Here is a 21,836-nt window from a genome sequence, read left to right as displayed (position 1 = left end):
GCGGCGCTGCGCGCTGGGCGTCGGCCTGCGCCGACGCCGGAACCGCCCGCGGAGGCGGGCGGTTGGCCGGAGGCCCCCGCGCTGCGACGTCAGTCGCCAGCCGAGGCCTACGCTCGCAGGTTCACCCAGCGCTTATTCGCGCTAACAATTTTTTTATGGGAGATCAACGCGCTCCCATACCCTCACCGACCGAAGCGCCCATCCCGGTCGCGGAGACCGGCGAGCCAGGACTCGCCCGACATTGGCCGGCGGCCAGCCGGCTGCAGCTCACGCAGCTCGAGGGCGCCGCTGCCAGTTGCGATCAGCGGGCCACGCCCGACGCCCTGGCCAACAAGGGAGCCCGGCACCTGCGGGCCGGACCAGTCGGCGTCTACGGCGGCGGCGATCAGGCGTAGCCCCTGGCCCCGCCAGCTCGTCTGCGCGCCCGGCCACGGGTCGTAGGCCCGCGTCATACGCTCGATCACCAGCGCCGGGAGCGACCAGTCGACCGCGCCGTCCCCCTTCTTCAGCAGCTGGGTGATCGTCGCCAGGCTATGATCCTGCGGGCGCGGCGCGATCTGGCCTGCGGCGTAGGCCGCCAGCGACTCGACCAGCAGCCGCGAGCCGAGTGAGAACAGCGCATCGGTGAGCGGGCCGGCGCGAGCGGTCGGCGTGAGCTCGACGACCGCCTGGGCCAGGATCGGCCCGCTGTCCATGCCGGGGTCGAGGCGCATGATTGTCACTCCGGTCTCCCTATCGCCGGCGAGGATCGCGCCGGCCACCGGGGTCGGCCCACGGTGCAGGGGCAGCAGGGAGGGGTGGATGTTAAGGTAGCCGAGGGGCGGGATGGCCAGCACATTGCGGCGTAAGATCTCGCCATAGGCCGCCACGACACCCACATCGGGGCGCAGAGCCCCCAGCTGCGCCACCACCGCCGGGTCGCGCAGGGTCTCGGGCTGGATCACCGGCAGGCCCAGGCGCCCGGCGGCCTGCTTCACGGGCGGCGGGGTGAGCTGGCGCTGTCGGCCGGCCGGCCGGTCGGGCTGGGTGACAACCGCCACGACCTCGTGGCCTGCCGCCGCCAGCGCCTCAAGGGGCAGCGCCGCGAAGGCCGGGCTGCCCATAAAAAGGATACGCATCGCGCACTCCTCACCATCTTCAGGCGGCAAAGCCACCAGACATCCAATAACGCTGGATCGGGGGCTTCGCTCACGCCTCATTGCATCATAACGAATCGCTATAGTATAATCGGAAAGACACCGACACAGCCAGCAGCGGAGAACAGCATGCACGCCATCGTCTTCGACGGGTCCCTCCGACTCGCCCAGAACCACCCGATCCCCGCGCTCACCCCCGGCGAGGCGCTCATCCGCCCCCACCTGAGCGGGATCTGCAACACCGATATCGAGATCACCCGCGGGTACATGGGCTTCCGGGGCGTCCTCGGCCACGAGTTCGTCGGCACGGTGGAAGCCTGCGACGAGCAAGAATGGGTGGGGCGGCGCGTGGTCGGCGAGATCAACGCGGCATGTCTGCGCTGCCCCACCTGCCTGCGCGGCGACCAGACCCACTGCCCCAACCGCACCACCCTCGGTATCGACCGGCGCGACGGCGTGATGGCCGAGCTTGTCTCGCTGCCGATCAGCTGCCTGCACGAAGTTCCTGATCGCGTGCCCGACGATGCCGCCGTCTTCACCGAGCCACTGGCCGCAGCTCTGGAGATCCTTGAGCAGAGCCATATCAAGCCGACTGAGCGGGTCGCAGTAGTGGGCGATGGGAAGCTCGGCGCTATGATCGTCCAGGTGCTGCGCTTAATCGGCTGTGAGATCGCGCTGATCGGGCGGCACCCCGAGCGATGGGCGCTCTACGAGAGCCAGGGCGTGCGCTGCACCCACAGCAGCAGCCCGCCGACCCCGGGGCAGTTCGATGTGGTGGTGGACTGCACCGGCAACCCGGCCGGCCTCGCCACCGCCCGCCAGCTGGTGCGCCCGCGCGGGAGGCTGGTGCTTAAGAGCACATTCGAGGCCGACTCACAGCTGAACCTGACCATGCTGGTGATCGATGAGGTGCGCCTGATCGGGTCGCGCTGCGGCCCCTTCGCCCCGGCGCTGAAGCTCCTGGAGCGAGGTCTGATCGCCACAGCCCCGTTGATCAGCGCCAAGTACGCCCTGAGCGATGGGCTGGCGGCCTTTGCGGCGGCCAGCGGCCAGATGAAGGTGCTCCTCCACCACGGTTGAGCGACAGGCCGATGATTGACGACCGTATGTCCGATCACCACACGCTATGGACTCCTCACGTATCCCGACTCCCCGGCAGATCATCCTGATCGCTGACGACGACGAGGCTATCTGCCAGGTGCTCAGCCTCCTGCTCATCGATTCTGGGTACGCTGTCGAGAGCGCCACCGACGGAGGCACGCTTATCGATCGCGCGCAGCAGATCATGCCTGATCTGCTGCTGATCGATGTGATGATGCCCGACATGGATGGCTACGAGGCCCTGCGCCAGCTCCGCAATGATACGCGCACCGCGCACATCCCGGCTATCATGATCACGGCGCGCGCCGAGCCGATCGACCTAGTACACGGCTTCGATAGCGGCGCCGACGACTATGTGACAAAGCCCTTCAACAGCAACGAGCTGCTCGCTCGCGTCAACAATCAGCTCCGCCGCGCGACCCGCCGGCCGGTGCGGAGCCCGCTCACCGGGCTCGCTGGCAATATCCTGATCACCGAGGAGCTGCGCTTTCGTCTGCGCCGCCCCGAGCACTTCGTTCTGCTCTACGCCGACCTGAATAATTTTAAGGCATTCAATGATACCTACGGATTCGCCCGGGGCGACCAGGTGATCCGACTGGCATCCGAGGTGATCGTCTCCAGTGTGACGCATGGTGGCCAGCGCGACTTTGTCGGGCATATTGGCGGGGATGACTTTGCCATCATTACCGTGCCAGACCGTATCGCGACAATCTGCCAGCGGGTGCTTGCGGAGTTCGGCCAGCGGGTGCGCGAGCTCTACGATGCGGCGGATCTCGCGCGCGGCTACATCGCAGGCTTCGACCGACACGACACCTATCGGCAATTTCCGATCACGACGCTGGCGATCGGCGGGGTCACGAACCGGCAGGAGCAGTTCGCCGACCCGGAGGCGCTCGGGCGGCGCGCAGCCGAGATGAAGCAGATCGCCAAAAGCCTCCCGCCCGGCAGCTATGTGATCGATGGCGTCTCGGCCCACGCGCTATGATGAGAGAAGCAAGGGGACAGGGGACAGGGGACAGGGGACAGCCTGGATGCACTTACAGCGATATGCGCCGCCCCTATCCCCTGTCCCCTGTCCCTATCCCCTATCCCCTGTCCCCTGCTTGGTGTAAGAGCTTCCCCCGCCTCACATCATACGATCACGATAGCCCACAGCCGCCCTGCGCTTGATCTCCTTGAGAAATCGCTTACAATAAGCTGTCAGGCAGATGTCTCGCATGCATACGAGGAGTCCGGTATGGATTTGCAGCTGATCTTGATCGTCCTATCCGCCCTCGCGATCGGTCTGCTCGCCTCGATGCTCGTGCTGAGAATACAACGCAGGAAGGCTCCCCCGCCGAGCAGGCCCTCAACCGCGACGACGATCGAGATGGAGATAGGGCACCGCGACGGCCGCGAGGTTGCCGATATGCCGGGCGCACCCGCGCCAAAGCGCCGCCTGGTCACGCCCACCAGCATGATCATTGTGGGGCTGTCGCTGCTGCTGATCGCCGCCGGCGGCTGGTTCTTCCTCAGCCAGTCTGGCGCACGCTCGGCCGATCGGTTCGTGGTGCTGGTCGCGCCGTTCGACGACGGGGGCAGCGGTCAGACGGGGCGCAACGTGGCCGAGTCCCTGGCCCAGCAGATCCGCCAGCGCGTCGCAGAGCCGATCACGGTGGAGGTGATCGATCAGCGCCCCACCAGCGCCCAGGGGGCGCTCGATCTGGCCATCGCCGAGCAGAGCGATATGTTGATCTGGGGCGGCGTTGAGCCCGGGGCGATGCTCGACAGCCAGTCGCTCAGCCCGCGCCTGATCTATACGCCAAATGGCACCTATGCGCCCAACGGCTGGGACGGCTACCTCGGTCGATTCCGCATGCCGCGCAGCTACGCGCTCGCCAACGAGCCGATCAACGGCCAGGCTATCCTGCCGCCGCTGACGGCGGCTCTCTTCGAGTACGGGCAGGGACAGCCCGACCGCGCCGCCGCCCTGCTCGACGGCCTGATCAGCGACTACCCGGCGCTGAGCGCCCCGCTGCCCCGGAGCATCCGCGGCAATGTGCTCTGGGCCCGCGGAAGCTACGACGATGCGGCCGACGAGTACCGCATAGCCCTCGCCGCGCCATCCGATGAGCAGGTGCTCCTGGCCAACAACCTCGGGGCGATCCTGCTCGATGCGGGCGACCCTGGGGTGCTGGGGGCCTTCTCGGATGCGGTGCGGCTGCTTGAGGGCCGCGACCTCGGGGAGCTGCGCTACAACCTGGGGCTGCTGGCGATGAACGACCAGCGCCCGGCCGACGCCACGGTTGAGCTAGAGCAGGCCCGCAACCTGCTGCCGCTGAACACGCCCCTGCTGCTCAGCCTGGCCGATGCCTACCGCGAGAGCGGGCGCCTGGGCAGCGCGCAGAGCCTCCTCGACGCCGCCGCAGCGCAGGCGCGCGCCGACCAGCGGCTCGTGCCGGACATGTACCGGCCGATGGTGGCGCAGCGATTCGACGCGGCCATCCGCGAGCAGCGCGGGATGCTCGGCCTCGCCCGCAGCCTGAACGCCCAGGGCCCGCTGACCTGGGAGCTTGAGGTCGCAAAGCCCATCCCCGAGCAAGATGTCGTGCGCCAGCGCGACGAACTGCGCGCCGCCGTCGATGCCAGCGAGCAGACGTCGGCCCGCTGGCATCAGCGCTCGGCATCCGACAGCGCGACCGACTCCGGCGCCGGGCAGGTGGCCGCCGGCCAGGCCGACCGGTCTGAGGGCGACGCCCGCAGGCAGCGCTACGAGCTGGCCATCCTCAACACCGAGCTGGCCCGCGCGCAGATCGGGCGGCCGACCTCGGCCCTCGGACAGATGTTCGGTGCCCTCTTTGGGGGGGGGGACTCGCCGATCGCCGAGAGCCTGAGCCTGCTTGATAAGCTGGCTCAGCGCGACCCGAATAGCCCGGCGGTGCTGCTGGCCCGCGCGCGCGCGCTGCGGGTGAACGGGCAGCTCAACGATGCCGACCGCGCCTACGACCAGGTGGTGCAGGTGGCCTCGCAGCGCCCCGAGGGCTACTTCGGCAAGGGCGTCATCGCCCGCGACCGGGGCGACAGCGCCACCGCGGCCCAGCTGATGCGGATCGCCATCGACCGCAACGGCGCCTTCTTCCCGGCCCGCTTTGAGCTGGCCAGGATCGCTCAGGAGAGCGGTGATCAGGCCGAGGCCATTGCCCAGCTGCGCGCCCTGACCCAGCAGCGGCCCGGCCCAGACGCCGCTGTCGCCCTGGCCCAGGCGCTCCGCCTCAGCGGCCCTAGCGGCTATGTTGAGGCTGAGCAGGTGCTCTTGCCCCTCAGCATGACTAACGCCGACGCCGCCATCGAGCTCGGCCGCCTCTACAATGACGCCGGGCGCGCCGATGCGTCGATCCAGGCCTACCGAGACGCCCTGGGGATCGACCCGCGCAGCTCCACGGCCTCCTTCGAGCTGGGCGAGCGCCTCGCCGCCACGGGCGACCCTAAGGGCGCCGAGCGGGCGCTGCGCGACGCGATCAGCTTCGATTCGACCAACATCGCCGCCCGCCTCTCCCTGGCACGGCTCTATGAGGGCCCCCTCGGCCAGCCGGGTCGGGCCGACCAGGAGTACGGCGTGGCCCTCAGCCAGGGCGTCAGCGACATCAACACGCTCGTCGCCATCGGCGATACGGCGCTCGCCAACAAGAACCCGAACCAGGCGATCGACGCCTACAACCGGGCGGCCCGCATCGACCCGAACAACCCCCTGCCCCAATATAAGCTCGCCCGCGCCTACTTCTCCACCAACCGGCTCCAGTCATCTGCCGATGCGGCCCAGAATGTGGTGCGCCAGACCACAGAGGCCAGCGACCCGAGCCTACGCGCGCTGCGCGCCCAGGCCCTGGTGATCCTGGGGGATGTGGCCCGCCGCCAGGGCGATCTGCCGAGGGCGACCGACGCTTACACCCAGGCCCAGCAGATCGACCCGCAGATGATCGACGCCCAGATCGGTATGGGGCAGGTCGCGGTTGGCCAAGGTCAGTGGGGGCTCGCCCTGAACTACTTCGAGACGGCCGCAAGCCTGCCCGGCGCCGCCGACAACGCCGACGCCCAGTTCTGGCTTGCCGAGGGTCTGCTGCGCAGCGGCGACCTGGATCGCGCGACGGCGACCTACGGCCGGGCGATGGAGCTGCGGCCGGAATTCCCCGAGGCGCTGCTTGGGATCGCCCAGGTGCAGTACGCGCAGCGCAACACCGCCGCCGCTCTCGACACGGTGGGCCGCAGCCTCGCCCTGCGCCCGAACTACGCGGAGGCCCTGCTCTTCAAGGGCAAGCTGCTTCAAGAGCTGGGGCGTAACAACGAGGCGATGAGCGCGTATAACGCCTCCATCCGTGCCAACGGACAGATCGCCGAATCATACTACCGCCGGGGGCTGCTCCTGATCAGCAGCGAGAAGTACGATGACGCCATCACCGATATGCGCAAGGCTGTCAGAATCCAGCCCAACTTCCCCGAGGCCAACTACTGGATGGGCCGCTCCTACTACGCCCGAGGCCAGATCCAGAGCGCCCGCGACGCCTTCAAGCGCGCCGTCGACCTCAACGCCGGATATAATGAAGCCCTCTACTACCTCGGGCTCGCCGCCGAGGATCTTGGCAGCCGCGACGAAGCCATCAGCGCATACCAGACAGTAATCGTGGCCGATAGCAGCGGCGAGTGGGGAGCCCGCGCCCGGAACCAACTCGACCGTATCCAGTAACGATGGAAACATTTCGCAAATACAGAATCGCCCTCCAGGTCTTTCAGTCAAATCGGCTGCGCCGCGACTACAACGACCTGGCTTCCATCCCGATGTACGAGCCGGTCGGCGAGTTCTTCTTCGAGGAGCTCTACGGCCCCCGCGACTTCAGCGAGCGCGACGACAACGCCCGCCGGCTCCAGCACTTTCTCCATATTGTGCCCGGCGTCCGCCTGCGCGATGTCGAGGAGCTCCTCGACCTGATCAGCATCACGGCGCACCTCGACGATGGGCTAACCCTGAAGCTGATCGACGCGGGGGCGCCGATCACCTTTGATGAGCCTCTCTACGAGCGGCTCTACCGCGAGGCGGACAACTATGATGAGCGTATGCGCCAGCTTGAGCTGATCCGCAGCTGCCTGCTCAATGTATTCCAGCTCTCGCGCTCGGGGCTGCTCGGCATTGGCCTGGAGCGGTCCGGCCTGATCGCCCGCCTCGCCGGCTTTGAGGCCGGCCACACCTTCCTGCTCGCCGGCTACCGCGCCCTCCGCAACGTCAACGAGATCGACCATTTCGCCACGACGATCTATAATGGCGTGAACGTCCTGGGCTTTCGCACCTAAAGGTGAGCATCCGTAAGGGCGCCCCAGCGCGGGCGCCCCAACACACATCACCTTCACGGTGTCAGGCCGCTCACGCTCAGTTGAGCGCTGGCGCTGGCTTGCCCTTGTTGACGTAGTACTCACGACAGTACTGCTCCAGCGTCTGCATCTTGCCGAGGCTCAGGATACGGCTGGTCTCGCTCATGTCGCAGGACATCTCATCGTAGCTGAACTCCAGCAGCTCCATGATCCCGGGGGCGGAGGGCTGGAAGGGCTTGAGCGCGGCCCCGATGCCATTCATCAGCGAGACGGGAAGGCGGACAACAGGAATCTTCTGGCCCAGGACGCGCGACCAGATGCCGACCATCTCGTCAAAGGTGAGGTGCTCAGGGCCGCCGAGCTCAAAGGTGCGGTTGATCGCCTCAGGGTTACCGATCGCATTGACGAAGGCACGGGCCACATCGACCATGGCCAGCATCTGGGTGCGCTTGGGCCCGAAGCCCACCACCGGGAAGAAGCCAAATTTCTCGACGATCGGCTCGCCGCGCTGGACGATCTCGAAGAAGAGGCCGCAGGGCCGGAAGATCGTGTAGGGCACGCCGCTGTTCTGGATGGCCTCCTCGGCCATGAGCTTGGCCCAGCAGAACTTATAGCCCACCGGGTTCTTGGGGAAGAGCGTGCTGGTGAAGATATACTGCTTCACCCCGGCCGCCTTCGCCGCCTCCAGCAGGTTGAGCGGCCCCTGGTACTCGGCCATGCGCCGCGAGGCGTCGCGCCGATCTTCCCCCGCGCTGGTGGCCGAGATCACGACGTCGGCGCCCCGGCAGCCAAGCTCCAGGCAGGCCTTGTCGCGCATATCGCCGCCGATCAGCTCGGCGCCCAAGGCGCGCAGCGGCTCGGCCTTCGCCACCGAGCCCGGCCGCACCAGTACGCGAACCGCCTTCCCCTGCTCGCGGAGCATCCGCACCAGCGTCTGCCCCAGCGTCCCCGTACCGCCGACGATGAAGATCATCTGAGCCTCTCCTTTCCATTTCAGCCGCGAGTATACCACAAAGTCGGTTTGGATCATGAGCGGGTGCGCGCGCTCGGCGGGGTTGCGCTTGGTCGATGTGTAACAGGTTTTTGCCTATATGTCTGGACATATAGGCAACAAAGTAGTATACTAAGTTACTCTTTCAACACCCGGTTTAGATTTCACCACACTCGCCGTCACATTGATTCACAGGTCAATGTCTTATGAGGAGTGCGTCCATGCCTTACCAGATCAACCGCCACGCCCATAACATGCTGTGGGTGACGATGCAGGGCCATATGGCCATGGACCACGCCGAGCGCTACTTCCAGGACATGTGGCGCACGCTCGACGACTGCCCACGACCGACCGACCTGATCGTCGACGGGCGGCTGATGCAGGGCGCCAACAACAACGCCCGCCAGCGCACCGAGCAGATCATCCACCACCCGCACCTGGGCCATATCGCCTTTGTCGTAGGCTCACACCACCTGCTGCTCTTCGCGCCGCTCGTGAAGTTTGTGAGCGGGGTCGGTCTCTTCGGCAATGAGCATGAGGCGCTGAGCTACCTCGGCCGCGCCAGGGGCACGCCGACAATCGCCAACGGCGGGCTGCCGATGATGCCCCCACGCCCCCAGGAGGTCCAGCAGACTCCCCCGCCCCCGCAGAGCGGCATGGGCGGTCTCCTCGATAGCTGGACGAACGGCCTGCGCCAGATATCGCGCAGCATCGAGCGGGACTAAGGTGCAATGGCACCTCCCGATGGAGTGCAGGGGCGGATTCGCCGCCCCTGCACTCTTTTTGTATCGGGTTTGGGCGGCGAAGCCGCCCAAACCCGATACAACCTGCGCCCGGCAGGCACATGCCGCACTGGTTCTGCTGCGGCGCGGCGAAGCCGCGCCGCAGCAGAACCAGTTTTTCGTGGGAGAGCGAAGCGCTCCCACACCCCAAACGCATCGCGCGCGGGAGTGGTATGCTTACCGCCATGAACACACTCACCGCAGGCATCACCGGCGCCCTGGGCGCCCTCGCCATCCTGGGGAATATCCTTGCCCTGCTGCTCGGCCGCCCGAACGCTACGGGCACGAGCCGGGCCATCCCCTGGCTCCAGCGCAGCACCTCGCTGATGCTGGCCCTGGCCGCCTGGGGCTTCGCCCTGGTCGGCGCGGCGGGCACGCCGCTTGCCCCCTTCTCCCTCGCCATCGCCGTCGGCATGAGCGTGTCGTTCATCGCCGACCTGATCATGGCCGAGATCATCCGCGTGCCCAACCGGGTGATCGGCGGGATCGTCGTCTTCGCCGCGGCCCACCTGGCCTATATCGCGGCCACGCTCATGCTGGCCCGCGCCCTCGGCCGCATCCCCGCCCCCGCCATGATCGCCTGCTCCGCCGCCCTCGTGCTTGGCGGGGCGGCCTACTGGCGCGTCGCGGTGGACGTCCCCGCCGCCCCGGCGCCGCTGCGCTGGGGCTCCCTCGGCTACCTGGTAGCCCTGGGCGTCATGACCGGCCTCGCCTGGGGGATGGCGATCACCTGGCCGCCGCTGTGGCCGCTGGCCGCCGGGGCGCTGCTCTTCTTTATCTCTGACGCCATCCTCGGCAACCAGATCTTCCGCCACAACAACTGGCCCTCGGTGGGCGATGTCGTCTGGATCACCTACATCCTCGGCCAGGCCGGGATCGTCTGGGCCAACGCCGCCGCCCTGACGCTGGCCGCCGGCGGATGATGGCCCGTGCCTACAGCGTGTGGACGCGGCTCGGCACCACCTCGCCATCGACGATGCTTGGCTGGAGGGGCAGCGTGAAGCTGAACGTGCTGCCCTGGTTCACAAAGCTCTCAAACCAGATCCGCCCGCCGTGTAGCTCCACCAGGCGCCGGGTGATGCTGAGGCCGAGCCCGGTGCCGCCGACCTCGTCGCGCAGGGGGTTGTCGGCGCGGTAGAACGGCGTGAAGATGTGCTGCTTGGCCTCCTCGGCGATGCCCACGCCGGTGTCGCGCACATCGACGCGCAGCGCGCCGCCGCCGTTGCGCAGGCCGATCCAGACCGAGCCGCCCTTCGGGGTGTACTTGCAGGCGTTGCCGATCAGGTTCACGGCGATCTGCTCGACCCGCTGGCGGTCGGCGCTCACCAGCGGCAGCTGATCCTGAAACTCCAGACTCAGGCTGATCTCGCGCTCGCGGAACTGGCTGTGGAGCACCGCGATCACATCGTTCAGCACCTCGGCCAGGTTCAGGTCCTCGCGACGCAGCCGCACCTCGCCGGCCTCGACCCGCGAGATGTCGAGCAGCTCGTCGATCAGCTGCACCAGGCGCACCACATTGTTCTTGATCACCCGCAGCGGCTCGCGCTGCGCCGGCGTCACCTCGCCGAAGGTGCCGAGCATCAGCATATCCACAAAGCCGCGAATGCTCGTCATCGGCGTGCGCAGCTCGTGTGATGCCGTGGCCACCAGCTCCGTCTTCAGGCGGTCGGCGATCTCCTCGCGGGTGATGTCGTGGTAGATCACCACGCCGCCGAGCGGCTCGCCGCGTGAGGAGACGACGGCGGCATAGTGCGAGCGGACGGTGCGCTCGCCGACGCTGAACTTCTGGAGGCGGCTCTCGGCGTCGGCGGCGTTCAGCCGCTCGGGCACGCCGGGCAGCTCGGCGATCGATCGGCCCACAAAGGCGTCGTCGGTGATGCCGAGGATCTCCTCGGCCGCCGCGTTGATGATCCGGATCAGGCCGAGCCGGTCGCTCACCACCACGCCGTCGCCGATGCTGCGCAGCATGGCCATGAGCTTGCTGGCCTCCTCCTCGCGCTGCTGGGCCACCACCCCCAGGTGCTCGCTCTGCTCGCTCACATAGCGGTAGAGCTGGGCCTTCGAGAGCGCGGCGGCGGCCTGGCCGGCGGCGGCGGTGGCCAGCTGGGCGTGCTCCGCCGTGAAGTGGCCGACCGAGTCGTGGATGAGGATCAGCACGCCCAGGGCCTCGCTCTCCAGCAGGATCGGCACCGCCAGCACCGCGCGGGACTGCGCGTCGTAGCTGCTGCGCACCTGCCAGCGCGGGTCCTTGGTAGTGTCGGGGACGATCGCCGGCTCGCGGTTGGCCAGCACCCAGCCGGCCAGCCCCTGCCCACGATCGAGCCAGCCGACCTGAGATGACTTCTGGCGCTCCAGGGTGGTGCGGTAGACCAACCGCCCGCTGTTCGGCTCCACCAGCATGATCCCGCCGCGCGGGGCGCCGATGTGCTGGGCGATCAGGTTGAGGGTCTGCTCAAGCACCTGGCGCTCATCCAGCGTCACGCTCAGGGCGCGGGCGATGTGGTAGAGCACCTCGGCCCGGTCGCGGGCCTTGCGCAGGTCGCCGGCGCTGCTCTCCAGGTCGGCGGTAGACTGCTGGACGCGATGCTCCATCGTCGCGTAGAGGTCGGCGTTGTCGATGGCGGCGGCGGCCTGGTTGGCCAGCAACTCCAACAGCGGCAGGGACTCGTCGAGGACGGCGCGCTGCGCTTGGGCCACCGAGACGCTGATCACCCCGCGCACCTCATCGAGCTGCGTGTGCAGGGGCAGCACCAGATGCAGCTCGCCGGCCAGCGAGCGGAAGGGCAGTGTCTCGACCTCGACCGCCTGGGCGCCGGCGGGGCGGCCGCGCTCCAGGCGGGACTCCAGATCGCTGTAGGCGAACACCAGGCCCTCGACGGCGCCCAGGCGGCGGCCGCTCGCCCCGATCGCCACCGACACCTTGGCGAAGCCCTGGCTCCAGTCCACTAGGCTCAGCGTGACGCAGTCGAAGTCGCCAGAGCGCTGCACGGCGCCGGCGACATCCTCCATCGTCCGCTGGAGGCTGGTGGAGATGCGCAGGCGGTTCGAGGCCTGGAGGAAGCTGCGCAGCGCCTGCTCGCGGGTCAGCGCGCGGTCGCGGAGGTCGCGCTGGGCGCTGAGGGTGCGCTCGATCAGCAGGGCGATCAGGCCGATCTCGGCCCCGTGGAGCAGCCAGTCGGCGGCCAGATCGAGGCGGCGGGCCTGCGGGCTGATCAGCACCAGGCCGCCGTAGGCCAGCCAGATCGCGGCGGCGACGCCGGCCCCGGGCAGCCCGGGCATCGCCAGGAGCGCGGCGCAGATCGGGATGAGCAGGGCGACCCAGAGCGCCGACGCCGCGCCGCCGCTCTGGACGATGGCGAGAAAGGCGAGGGCGACCGAGAGCACCAGCAGGGCCGGGGCGATGCGGCGCGCGCGGGCGTCATCTGCGACGCCCACGACGCCGGCGGCCGGCCCGACGAGCATCAGGGCCAGCAGGGCCGCGATGACACCCAGCCCGGCGCTCAACCGCGAACCGGCGTAGACGACGAGGGCGGCGGAGAGGACGGCGAAACCGAGACCGACCCAGCGCGGATCGATCACCGCAGAAGACGGGGCGCGCTGGCCCATACTGGAACGCCATCTTTCCAAGCCGTCTCCTCTAGGGTACAGGGTACAGGGCACAGGGCACAGGCAGGACAGGAAAGATACGATTGCGCGCAGACGATCGCGTATTGAGGGTACAGGGTATAGGGTACAGGGTACAGGAAGCGCAGGGCGTTATCAAGATGCGGCAGCTGTTCCCTGTGCGCTGTCCCCTGTCCCCGCTCCGGGCAGCGCCGCGATCGCCATCCCCAGCCCGGCCACCCCCCAGAAGAGCGCCACCATATGGCCGAACTCAATGTTGAAGAAGTAGTGGTCTGCGATCCCTACCACCAGGGCGGCCACCAGGCCGGCCTGCGTGCCGAGCAGCCAGTCGGCCCGCTCGTCGTCCATCGGGCGCGCGGCGCGCAGCGTGATGATAAACCATGTCGCCACCAGCCCCACAAACGCCGCCAGGCCCACCAGCCCCATGCGCTGGGCGATCGCCAGGTAGATGCTGCTCACTCCGGCGGTCAGGTCGATGTCGGGGGCCTGTCCAAAGCCGATGCCAAACACCGGGTAGCGGGCGATGATCGCGATCGCGTTCTGGTACTCGGCGAGGCGCATCTGCTGGGCCTGATCCTGGAGCTGCACCCCGGCAAACAGACGCTGGACGATATCATCTGCCAGGCCGAGGGCGACGAGCATCCCTCCTCCGATCACGCCGGCGCCGATCATCGCCCACCAGAGCCGCCGGTAGCGCAGGGCCGCCAGGTAGACGGCGGCAGCGATCAGGCCGAGCAGCGCCCCGCGCGAGAAGGTCAGAAGCAGGGCCAGGGTCAGCACACCAACGATAAGCCCTAGTATACCGCGCGGAAGTATCGGCCGGCGGGCAAAGAGCAGCGCAAGCGCGATGGCCGTCACCAGGGCCAGCATCCCGGCGAAGCTGTTCGGGTCGACCGAGAGGCCGATCGCCCGCTCCAGCCCGGTGCCCGGTCCATCCTCAATATAGCGCAGCACGCGCCCGCTGGTCGGGTAGCCGACCCGGCCGAGAGACACCAGGATACTGAGGGCGAGCGGGTCGGGCAGGGCAAGCAGGATGATCGCCGCCAGGGCCGCCAGGGCGCCGCAGAGCAGCAGGGCGCGCAGCATCAGGCGGGCCTGCTCGCGGGTCAGCACACAGTTGGCCACGCTGAGGTAGAGCAGCACGCCGAGCACAAACTTGGCGTAGTTGTGCAGGGTGAGCGAGTCGGGCAGGCCGCGGGCACCGAGGACGAGCGAGAAGAGCGTGAGCCCGATGAAGCCCAGGACCGGCAGACCGAGCGGCGTCACCCGCAGCTCGTAGGCGTCGGAGCGGGCCAGCAGCCGCAGCACCCAGACGACGCTGAGCCCGGCGAGGGCCAGCTCCAGAAGGTTGGGCGTGATGATCGCCTTGAAGGGCAGGGTGCCGAAGGGGAAGAGGGTCGTGATCGCGAAGACGGCGATCAGGCCAGCCTCGGTGCTGACGAGCAGGGCGGCGCCGACCAGCAGGGCGAGCAGGCCGGCCACAGCGTAGAGGGGGCCAAAAGCGGTGGCTGCGCCCACCACGCCGCCAGTGGCCATTGCGAGAGCAGCGATCAGGGCCGGAGATCGCGCCAGGGTATCGCGGATTCGCGAGGGCGCAGCGGAGGCGAGGTGCATAGAGAAAAGAGTAGGGGCGGAGCGCGCTCCGCCCGTACGGCCATCAGCGAGAGACGCGGGGTTTCACGATCACCCGTAGGGCATGTTCGAGATGCGCATGAGCTTGTCCCAGCGGTGGGTCGCCGAGATATAGCGCACCGTGCCGGAGCGGGCGCGCATGACGACGCTGTGGGTGCGGGCGCCGCCGCCGAAGTACTCGACGCCGTGGAGGAACTCGCCGGGGGTGATGCCGGTGGCCGCGAAGAAGACATCGTCGCCGCGCACCAGGTCGTTGATCCGATACACCTTGGTGAGGTCGATCTCACGCTCGGCGGCCAGCTGGCGCTCCTCGTCATTGCGCGCCCAGACCTTGCACTGGATCTCGCCGCCGGTACACTTGAGGGCGCAGGCGGTGATCACCGCCTCGGGCGCGCCGCCGATGCCCATCAGCATATCGGCGGGCGGGTTCTCGATCGCCGTCATCACGCCGGCGCTCACATCGCCGTGGAGGATCAGCTTGATCCGGGCGCCGGTCTCGCGGATCTGGCGGATCAGATCCTTGTGGCGCGGCCGGTCGAGCACGACGACCGTCACATCCTCGATCTGCTTGTTGAGCGTGCGGGCCACCGCGCGGATGTTGTAGGCCACCGGGGCGTTGATATCGACCACCCCGCGGGCCCGCTCGCCGACGGCGAGCTTATCCATGTAGGCGAAGCCCTCCCAGTTATAGAGCGAGCCCCGCTCGGCCACGGCCACCACGGCGATCGCGCCCGGCATGCCCTCGGCCAGCAGCGTCGTGCCCTCCACAGGGTCGACCGCGATGTCCCGCTCGGGGCCGCCGCCGCCGACTCGCTCACCGGTGTAGAGCATCGGAGCCTCGTCCTTCTCGCCCTCGCCGATCACCACCACGCCGCTCATCGGGACAGCATCGAGCGACATGCGCATCGCATCGACGGCCGCCTGATCAGCGCTGATCTTATCGCCGCGCCCCATCCAGCGCCCACAGCGGAGCGCCGCCGCCTCGGTCGTACGGACCAGATCCATCGCCAGGTTGCGCTCGATCTGCATCGATAACGGACGGATGATCGCGCTGGTGGGCGGCGACGTGGTGGCGCTGATGGTGTTCGCGGCGATCGGCCGGGGCAGCCACGGCGAGGCGGCGGGGCTGGCGGCGATCGGCGAGGTGGCGCAGACCGCGGCGCCCTTCCTGATCGGCTGGCTGGTGACGTCGCCCTGGCTGGGGGCCTTCCGCCCCGAGGCCACCGCCGCGCCGGCGAAGATGCTGCGCACGACGGCGCTCGCCTGGTGCGCGGCGGTGGTGGCCGGCTCGCTGCTGCGCGCCCTGTTCATCGGGCGCTTCAGCCCCCCCTCGTTCTACATCGTCACCTTCATCGCCGCCCTGGTGATCCTGGGCGGCTGGCGCGGCCTGTTTGCGCTGTGGGAGGCGCGGAGGGATAGCCGATAGCCGATAGCCGATAGCCCGGTCTCAATTTCGGCTATCGGCTATCGGCTATGCTACTGGCAGATCAGTGTCGGCATGCGCCGGGTGCGCAGCACCTCCTCGACGGCGCTGCCGAGCATCAGCCCACCCACGGTGCCGAGGGCGTAGCCGCCGATGACGATCAGGTCGCTGGCAGTATCCTCGGCGGCGGCGATGATCGCCGGCCCCACCGGCCCGCGCCCGGTCACGAACGCGGCATTCACGCCGTGGCGCTCCAGGTACGCGCGGGCGCCGATACGCATCGTCTCGGCGGCCATGGCCGTCTCGGCCACGGTGAGCACCGTCAGGCCGCGCTTCCAGCGGCCTGCCAGGTAGGCTGTCAGGGTCAGCGCCTCGGTGGCCTTGGGGCTGCCGTCGTAGGCGAGCAGAAGGTGTGAGATCGTGGGGATCGCCCGCGGCACGGTGAGCACCGGGCGGATCGAGGTGCGGATCAGCGTATGCAGCCCGGACTTGAGCCGGTCGAGGGGGCCGGGGCCGGGCGGGTAGCTGATCTGGAGCACCACCAGATCGACCCATCGGCTGCGGTCGCGGATGGCTGAGGACACGGAGCCGACCTCGACGGCCAGGCGCCCGCTCACCCCGGCCTCCGCGCAGCGCCGGTCGAACTCGGCGCGCAGCGACTGGACAGCCGCCCCCTCGCGCTGCTCGGCGCTGCGCACCACGTGCAAGCCGTAGAGTCGCGAGCGCTCGGCGTGCGCGATGGAGATCGCCTGCGCCAGAGCCTCCCACCCCGCCGCCTCGCCGCTGATCGGCACCAGGATCTCGTCAAAGAGCCAGGCGTCCCCGCGCCGCTCCAGGTCGCGCCGCCAGGGCGCCGCAGCAGGCGGCGGGTCGCGCTCCGTAGAGAGCGCCATCTCGAGCTGCGACTCGTCGGCCGGCTGGCGTAGGCGCGGCTCAGCCCTGCTCGACAGATCCTCGGCGGCGGCCTCGGCGCTGATCTCCCAGCCCAGCTGCTGCTCAAGCTCGGCGCGGTGCTCGGCCAGCCAGAGGTAGAGATCCGTCTCGGTGCGGCCGGGGAAGTCGCGCAGCAGTCCGCGCTGGCGGATCAGCTCGACCGCCGGAAGGTAGACCGCATCATGCCAGTCGGCGGCGGCCTCCTCGAAGCCCACGTGGCGGTTCTGCCCCAGCTCCATGTAGTAGCCGTGGACGTAGATATGCTCGCGGAGCAGCTGGTACTGGCCGGGCGCGGTGGTGCGCAGGTCGACGCCGGGGCGGCTCTCGTCGAGGCGGGTGGCCTCCAGGAAGCTGGCGTACTCCGCAGCGATGATCAGGTCGTCGGGGCGCATGCCAGGGCCGACCGGCACGCGGGTGCGGAAGGGGGTGACGTAGGCCTGGATGCGCGTCACCCCGTTCTTGCGGGCCACCGAGACGCGGTGGTTGCCGTCGAGCACAAAGTAGGCGTCGCCGATCTGATAGACCTCGATCGGCGGCAGGCCGGCCAGATCGTTGGAGGCCATCATCACCCGCGCCCAGCGGCCCTCGTCGCTGTCCTGGCGCGGCAGAAAGCTGCGCGTAAAGTCTTGGTAGCGCCCGACGCTGCCGACGATCGCGTCGAGCGGGATCTCGCGCAGCTGGCGGTCGCTGACGGCGGTGGCCCGCAGCTTCTGGCGCACATCCTCGAAGGCGAGCAGGTCGGCCGAGCCGCCGGTCAGCCGGGCCAGCAGGCTCTCCATCGTCGCCTGACGGCGCAGCCGGCGAAAGTCATGGATGGCGGCCACCCGCTGGGTGCCCGTGCGCTCGTCCATAGATCTCCTTGGCGCATCGCCAACGATAAACGGCCAACGCTATCGGTTGCAACAGTCTGGCCGATTATAGCATCTCCGCAAGACCTGGGTTCCCCGGAACCTCTTGTTGTTTTGGCCAACATGGCCAGCTTCGCTGGCCATGTTGGCCAAAACAACACTGGTTTGTAGGGCGGCAGCCCAGCCATCAGCAATCGCCCTACGGCGCAAGGCGCTCGACCAGCCAGGCGTCGCCCTCCCGCCGGTAGCGGATACGGTCGTGCAGCCGGCTCGGCCGGCCCTGCCAGAACTCGACGCTGGTCGGGCGCACCAGGTAGCCGCCCCAGTGCGCCGGGCGCGGCACATCCTCGCCGGGGAAGCGGGCCGCCGCCGCAGCGAGGCGCGCGTCGAGCTCCGCGCGCCCGGCGATCACTCGGCTCTGCGGCGAGGCCCAGGCCCCCAGGCGCGCGCCCGCCGGCCGGCTGGCATAGTAGGTATCTGACTCGTGCGCAGGCACGCGCTCGGCCAGCCCCTCCACCCGCACCTGCCGCTCCAGCTCCGGCCAGTAGAACAGCAGGCAGGCCGCTGGGTTGGCCGCCAGGTCTTCGCCCTTCTGGCTCTCGTAGTTGGTAAAAAAGACGAAGCCGCGCGCGCCGAACTCCTTCAGCAGCACCACCCGCGCCGAGGGCCGCCCGTCGGCCCCCACGGTGGCCAGGGTCATCGCGTTCGGCTCGAGCATGACCGCAGTCGCCGCCTCCGCAAACCAGGCCCGGAACTGCTCGATCGGGTCGCCCGCCACCTCGTCCTCGCCCAGCCCGCGCTGGGTGTACTCCTTGCGCAGATCCTGCATATTGCCCCTCGCTTCGCTCGTCGCTCAAATGTTGAATGTTGAATGTTCGAGCGACAGCATTCAACATTCAACATTCAACATTCAACATTCAACATTACAACAGTATACGCCGTTTGCGCGTAGCGCACGCCTAGCGTACAATGCCCGCCGATGAACAACAGCGGCGCGATCTATGTTGAGCACCCCGACCACCGGGCCGTGGCCGCCGAGCTGGAGCGGCTCATGCCCGAGCGCGGCTTCGCGCGCGCGGACCTGCGCCCCGGCGAGATCAGCGGCCGGATCATGATCCCCGAGAAGCGCCGCCGCCACTTCTTCGTGATGCCCGCCGCATCCGGCTGGGTGACGGTCTGGGAGGACCCGCGCTACTTCGGCGAGCGCGCCCTGGCCCAGCAGATCGCCGCCGCACTCAGCACCCGCGCGGTCTGGATCGAGGTCAGCGGCAACGGCGTGGCCTGGGCCCACGGGGTCTACGCCGGCGAGGAGACGGTCGAGGAGCGCTACGAGGAGGTCGAGACGACCTTCTACGGCGAGTATGGCGTCATCCACTTCGCCTTCGACATCGACCACACCCCCGACGAGCTGATCGCCGCGCTCGGCCTGCCCTACGAGGACGACCACTACGAGTCGGCCCTGCTCGGCGAGCTTCCCGCCGACGCCGGAGAGCCGATCCACCTTGCCTTCGAGAAATGTTGAATGTTGAATGCTGAATAGCGGCCATTCAACATTCAGCATTCAACATTCAACACTATGCAGACCATCCTCATGCTGGCCTCGACCAGCTTCTTCTCAGATTACGGCAACCACGTGCGGATCTGGGAGGAGTCGCGGGCCATCCAGAAGCTCGGCCACCGCCTGGTGCTGGCCACCTACCACAACGGCGACAACATGCCCGGGATCGACATCCGCCGATCCTGGGACGTGCCCTGGATCAAGCGCGCCGTGGTCGGCTCCTCGCGCCACAAGCTCTACCTGGACGTGGGCCTGGGCTGGCGGGCGCTGCGGGTGGCCCTGCGCGAGCGCCCGACGATCATCCACGCCCACACCCACGAGGCCGCCGCGATCGGCCTGCCCCTCAAGCACCTCCTCGGCGCGCCGCTCATCCTCGACTACCAGGGCAGCATGACCAGCGAGATGCTCGACCACGGCTTTGTGAAGGCCACCAACCCGCTCTACAAGTCGCTGGTGGGGCTGGAGGGCTTCCTCAACCGCCAGGCCGACGCGGTGATGACCAGCACCCACAACGCGGCCGACCTGCTGCGCCGCGCGGGCGCGGTGCCCGAGGACCGGCTGCACGCCGTGACCGATAGCGTCGACACGGATCGCTTCCGCCCCTTCGACGGCTCGCCGGCATGGCAGGCCCAGCGCGATGAGCTGCGCGCCCAGCTCGGCATCCCGGCCGGGCGGCGGCTCGTGGTCTTCATCGGCCTGCTCGCCCCCTACCAGGGCACCAATGTGCTCATCCAGGCCGCCCAGATCCTCGCCGCCCGCCAGCCCGACGTCCACTTCCTGATCATGGGCCACCCCGACCCCCACAGCTACCGGGCCTACGCCGAGTCGCTGGGCGTCGGCGGCCACGTCACCCTGCCCGGCCGGATCATCTACCGCGACCTGCATAGCTACCTGGCCCTCGGCGATGTGGCCGTGGCCCCAAAGATGAGCCTCACCGAGGGCAACGGCAAGATCAGCAACTATATGGCCATGGGCCTGCCGGTGGTCGCCTTCGAGACGCCGGTCGGCCGCGAGATCCTCGGCGAGATCGGGCTCTACGCGCGCCTCGGCAGCGCCGATGATCTGGCGGAGAAGCTGGAGCTCGCCCTGGAGGACCGCGGCATGGCCGCCCGCCTCGGCGCCCAGGGCCGCGCCCGCGCCGTGGCCGACTTCTCCTGGGACCGGGCCGCCCGCCAGATCGAGGCGATCTACGCCCAGGCCCTCGACCGCCGCCGTGGCGACGGTCGCCCCGAGGGCGCGGCGGCATCACATACGCGCCGGCTGTAGGGATGGCGCCCGAGCCGACGGCATCGGCCCTCACCCCCGCCTCGCTGCGCTCGGCACCCCCTCTCCCTTACAAGGGAGAGGGGGCAGGGGGTGAGGGCCATACGTCCACGATCAAATAGGATTTGCTATGACACAGGTCGAGATCGAGTCCGGTACGCTCGTAGGTGTGCTCCACCCGGACACTGGGGTCCGCAGCTTCAGGGGCGTCCCCTTCGCCGCGCCGCCGGTCGGCGATCTGCGCTGGCGGGAGCCCCAGCCGGCCCGCCCCTGGGCCGGCCTGCGTCAGGCCGACCGCTTCGGCCCCCGCGCCATGCAGCAGCCAGTCTTTGGCGATATGGACTTCCGCTCCGATGGTATGAGTGAGGACTGCCTCTACCTGAATGTCTGGGCTCCCGCCGACTCGGGCGACGCCCGCCTGCCGGTGCTGGTCTACTTCTACGGCGGCGGCTTCGTGGCAGGCGATGGCTCGGAGCCGCGCTACGACGGCGAGCGACTGGCCAGCCGAGGAATCGTGACGCTCACGGTCAACTATCGGCTCGGCGCCTTCGGCTTCATGGCCCACCCCGAGCTGTCTGCGGAGTCGCCGCAGGGCGCCTCGGGCAACTACGCCTTCCTCGACCAGCTGGCCGCCCTGGGCTGGGTGCGCCGCAACATCGCGGCCTTCGGCGGCGACCCGGGCCGCGTCACGATCGCCGGCGAGTCGGCCGGCTCCTTCTCGGTCAGCGCGCAGATGGCCTCGCCCATGGCCCGCGATCTGATCGCGGGCGCCATCGGGTCGAGCGGCTCGCTCCTGGGCGACTTTGCGCCGATAGCGCTCGCCGAGGCCGAGCAGGTCGGCCTCGCCTTCGCCCAGAGCCTCGGCGCGGGCTCCCTGGCGGCGCTGCGCGCCATCCCCGCCGAGCGGATCCTCGCCGCGCCCGAGAGCGCCGACCCCGGCCACTTCCTGCCCGCGCTCGACGGGCACTTCCTGCCCCGGTCGCCCCAAGCGATCTTCGCCGCCGGCGAGCAGGCCCACATCCCGCTGATGGCCGGCTGGAACTCCGAGGAGTCGGGCTACGCCGGGCTGCTCGGGGATGTCGCGCCGACGCCCGCCAGCCTCGCCCGCGCCGTGCGGGCGCTCTATGGCGAGCGCGCCGACGAGGTGCTCCGGCGCTACCGCGCCGCCGACGACGACGAGGCCGCCCAGGCCGCCACCGACCTGG

General features: G+C 68.9%; 17 protein-coding genes. 10 read left to right on the top strand and 7 right to left on the bottom strand.

The annotated features are described in order from the left end of the window. Positions 1–182: 182 nt before the first annotated feature. Entirely contained in the window at positions 183–1,118 is a 936-nt protein-coding gene (gene fmt / locus K2Z83_RS17940; RefSeq protein WP_220596562.1) for a methionyl-tRNA formyltransferase, read from the bottom strand. A gap of 147 nt (positions 1,119–1,265) precedes the next feature. On the opposite strand from fmt, the gene K2Z83_RS17935 reads away from it, so the two are divergent. From K2Z83_RS17935 to K2Z83_RS17920, 4 genes are all read left to right on the top strand, one after another. Continuing rightward, complete coding sequence (locus K2Z83_RS17935; protein WP_220596561.1) at positions 1,266–2,216, top strand: alcohol dehydrogenase catalytic domain-containing protein; 951 nt, start codon at positions 1,266–1,268, stop codon at positions 2,214–2,216. Positions 2,217–2,262: 46 nt separating this feature from the next. Then, a complete protein-coding gene (locus K2Z83_RS17930; RefSeq protein WP_220596560.1) occupies positions 2,263–3,222 on the top strand; it encodes a response regulator in 960 nt (319 codons plus the stop codon). Positions 3,223–3,474: 252 nt separating this feature from the next. Next, positions 3,475–6,957: a tetratricopeptide repeat protein gene (locus K2Z83_RS17925; RefSeq protein WP_220596559.1), complete on the top strand. Its 3,483-nt coding sequence runs from the start codon at positions 3,475–3,477 to the stop codon at positions 6,955–6,957. A gap of 2 nt (positions 6,958–6,959) precedes the next feature. Next, the gene (locus K2Z83_RS17920) at positions 6,960–7,559 is read left to right on the top strand and encodes a hypothetical protein (RefSeq protein ID WP_220596558.1); all 600 of its coding nucleotides are present in this window, start codon (positions 6,960–6,962) and stop codon (positions 7,557–7,559) included. A gap of 76 nt (positions 7,560–7,635) precedes the next feature. Here the strand turns inward: K2Z83_RS17920 and K2Z83_RS17915 are convergent, their stop codons facing one another. After that, positions 7,636–8,550, bottom strand: coding sequence for an SDR family oxidoreductase (locus K2Z83_RS17915; RefSeq protein ID WP_220596557.1), 915 nt, complete (start codon positions 8,548–8,550; stop codon positions 7,636–7,638). A gap of 239 nt (positions 8,551–8,789) precedes the next feature. On the opposite strand from K2Z83_RS17915, the gene K2Z83_RS17910 reads away from it, so the two are divergent. Together K2Z83_RS17910 and K2Z83_RS17905 are read left to right on the top strand one after the other, a co-directional pair. Next, a complete protein-coding gene (locus tag K2Z83_RS17910) occupies positions 8,790–9,293 on the top strand; it encodes a hypothetical protein (RefSeq protein WP_255604189.1) in 504 nt (167 codons plus the stop codon). A 242-nt stretch (positions 9,294–9,535) separates the two neighbouring features. Continuing rightward, positions 9,536–10,273 carry a lysoplasmalogenase family protein gene (locus tag K2Z83_RS17905; RefSeq protein ID WP_220596556.1) on the top strand — a complete coding sequence of 246 codons (738 nt, stop codon included), beginning with the start codon at positions 9,536–9,538 and terminating at the stop codon, positions 10,271–10,273. 10 nt (positions 10,274–10,283) lie between these two features. Here the strand turns inward: K2Z83_RS17905 and K2Z83_RS17900 are convergent, their stop codons facing one another. The 3 genes from K2Z83_RS17900 to glpX form a co-directional block, all read right to left on the bottom strand. Further along, on the bottom strand, positions 10,284–12,956 hold the full coding sequence (locus tag K2Z83_RS17900) for an ATP-binding protein (RefSeq protein WP_220596555.1): 2,673 nt from the start codon (positions 12,954–12,956) through the stop codon (positions 10,284–10,286). Between the two features lie 153 nt (positions 12,957–13,109). Continuing rightward, positions 13,110–14,510: an O-antigen ligase gene (locus K2Z83_RS17895; RefSeq protein ID WP_255604186.1), complete on the bottom strand. Its 1,401-nt coding sequence runs from the start codon at positions 14,508–14,510 to the stop codon at positions 13,110–13,112. 147 nt (positions 14,511–14,657) lie between these two features. Continuing rightward, the gene (glpX, locus tag K2Z83_RS17890; RefSeq protein ID WP_255604184.1) at positions 14,658–15,635 is read right to left on the bottom strand and encodes a class II fructose-bisphosphatase; all 978 of its coding nucleotides are present in this window, start codon (positions 15,633–15,635) and stop codon (positions 14,658–14,660) included. 13 nt (positions 15,636–15,648) lie between these two features. Here glpX and K2Z83_RS17885 point away from each other — a divergent pair, with 13 nt between their 5' ends. Further along, entirely contained in the window at positions 15,649–16,032 is a 384-nt protein-coding gene (locus K2Z83_RS17885) for a DUF3054 domain-containing protein (RefSeq protein ID WP_220596553.1), read from the top strand. Positions 16,033–16,082: 50 nt separating this feature from the next. Here K2Z83_RS17885 and K2Z83_RS17880 read toward each other — a convergent pair whose 3' ends face one another. Together K2Z83_RS17880 and pdxH are read right to left on the bottom strand one after the other, a co-directional pair. After that, a complete protein-coding gene (locus tag K2Z83_RS17880; RefSeq protein WP_220596552.1) occupies positions 16,083–17,813 on the bottom strand; it encodes a universal stress protein in 1,731 nt (576 codons plus the stop codon). Between the two features lie 196 nt (positions 17,814–18,009). Beyond that, positions 18,010–18,639, bottom strand: coding sequence for a pyridoxamine 5'-phosphate oxidase (gene pdxH, locus K2Z83_RS17875; RefSeq protein WP_220596551.1), 630 nt, complete (start codon positions 18,637–18,639; stop codon positions 18,010–18,012). A 150-nt stretch (positions 18,640–18,789) separates the two neighbouring features. On the opposite strand from pdxH, the gene K2Z83_RS17870 reads away from it, so the two are divergent. From K2Z83_RS17870 to K2Z83_RS17860, 3 genes are all read left to right on the top strand, one after another. Further along, positions 18,790–19,332 carry a hypothetical protein gene (locus K2Z83_RS17870; RefSeq protein ID WP_220596550.1) on the top strand — a complete coding sequence of 181 codons (543 nt, stop codon included), beginning with the start codon at positions 18,790–18,792 and terminating at the stop codon, positions 19,330–19,332. A 54-nt stretch (positions 19,333–19,386) separates the two neighbouring features. After that, the gene (locus tag K2Z83_RS17865; protein ID WP_220596549.1) at positions 19,387–20,634 is read left to right on the top strand and encodes a glycosyltransferase family 4 protein; all 1,248 of its coding nucleotides are present in this window, start codon (positions 19,387–19,389) and stop codon (positions 20,632–20,634) included. A gap of 127 nt (positions 20,635–20,761) precedes the next feature. Beyond that, on the top strand, positions 20,762–21,836 hold a 1,075-nt coding region (locus K2Z83_RS17860), incomplete at its 3' end, for a carboxylesterase/lipase family protein (protein ID WP_220596548.1).

Source organism: Oscillochloris sp. ZM17-4 (assembly GCF_019599295.1).
Lineage (GTDB): Bacteria > Chloroflexota > Chloroflexia > Chloroflexales > Chloroflexaceae > Oscillochloris.
The sequence above is the reverse complement of the archived record's forward strand: the minus strand, read 5'-3'. Positions and strand labels throughout refer to the sequence as shown.

What these genes read in the sequence shown, in the direction of transcription:
- glpX (WP_255604184.1), bottom strand. Translation starts at nt 15,635, where the DNA reads ATGCAGATCGAGCGCAACCTGGCGATGGATCTGGTCCGTACGACCGAG.
- K2Z83_RS17885 (WP_220596553.1), top strand. Translation starts at nt 15,649, where the DNA reads ATGATCGCGCTGGTGGGCGGCGACGTGGTGGCGCTGATGGTGTTCGCG.
- fmt (WP_220596562.1), bottom strand. Translation starts at nt 1,118, where the DNA reads ATGCGTATCCTTTTTATGGGCAGCCCGGCCTTCGCGGCGCTGCCCCTT.
- K2Z83_RS17905 (WP_220596556.1), top strand. Translation starts at nt 9,536, where the DNA reads ATGAACACACTCACCGCAGGCATCACCGGCGCCCTGGGCGCCCTCGCC.
- K2Z83_RS17930 (WP_220596560.1), top strand. Translation starts at nt 2,263, where the DNA reads ATGGACTCCTCACGTATCCCGACTCCCCGGCAGATCATCCTGATCGCT.
- K2Z83_RS17915 (WP_220596557.1), bottom strand. Translation starts at nt 8,550, where the DNA reads ATGATCTTCATCGTCGGCGGTACGGGGACGCTGGGGCAGACGCTGGTG.
- K2Z83_RS17925 (WP_220596559.1), top strand. Translation starts at nt 3,475, where the DNA reads ATGGATTTGCAGCTGATCTTGATCGTCCTATCCGCCCTCGCGATCGGT.
- K2Z83_RS17880 (WP_220596552.1), bottom strand. Translation starts at nt 17,813, where the DNA reads ATGGACGAGCGCACGGGCACCCAGCGGGTGGCCGCCATCCATGACTTT.
- pdxH (WP_220596551.1), bottom strand. Translation starts at nt 18,639, where the DNA reads ATGCAGGATCTGCGCAAGGAGTACACCCAGCGCGGGCTGGGCGAGGAC.
- K2Z83_RS17935 (WP_220596561.1), top strand. Translation starts at nt 1,266, where the DNA reads ATGCACGCCATCGTCTTCGACGGGTCCCTCCGACTCGCCCAGAACCAC.
- K2Z83_RS17895 (WP_255604186.1), bottom strand. Translation starts at nt 14,510, where the DNA reads ATGGCCACTGGCGGCGTGGTGGGCGCAGCCACCGCTTTTGGCCCCCTC.
- K2Z83_RS17920 (WP_220596558.1), top strand. Translation starts at nt 6,960, where the DNA reads ATGGAAACATTTCGCAAATACAGAATCGCCCTCCAGGTCTTTCAGTCA.
- K2Z83_RS17900 (WP_220596555.1), bottom strand. Translation starts at nt 12,956, where the DNA reads ATGGGCCAGCGCGCCCCGTCTTCTGCGGTGATCGATCCGCGCTGGGTC.
- K2Z83_RS17865 (WP_220596549.1), top strand. Translation starts at nt 19,387, where the DNA reads ATGCAGACCATCCTCATGCTGGCCTCGACCAGCTTCTTCTCAGATTAC.
- K2Z83_RS17910 (WP_255604189.1), top strand. Translation starts at nt 8,790, where the DNA reads ATGCCTTACCAGATCAACCGCCACGCCCATAACATGCTGTGGGTGACG.
- K2Z83_RS17870 (WP_220596550.1), top strand. Translation starts at nt 18,790, where the DNA reads ATGAACAACAGCGGCGCGATCTATGTTGAGCACCCCGACCACCGGGCC.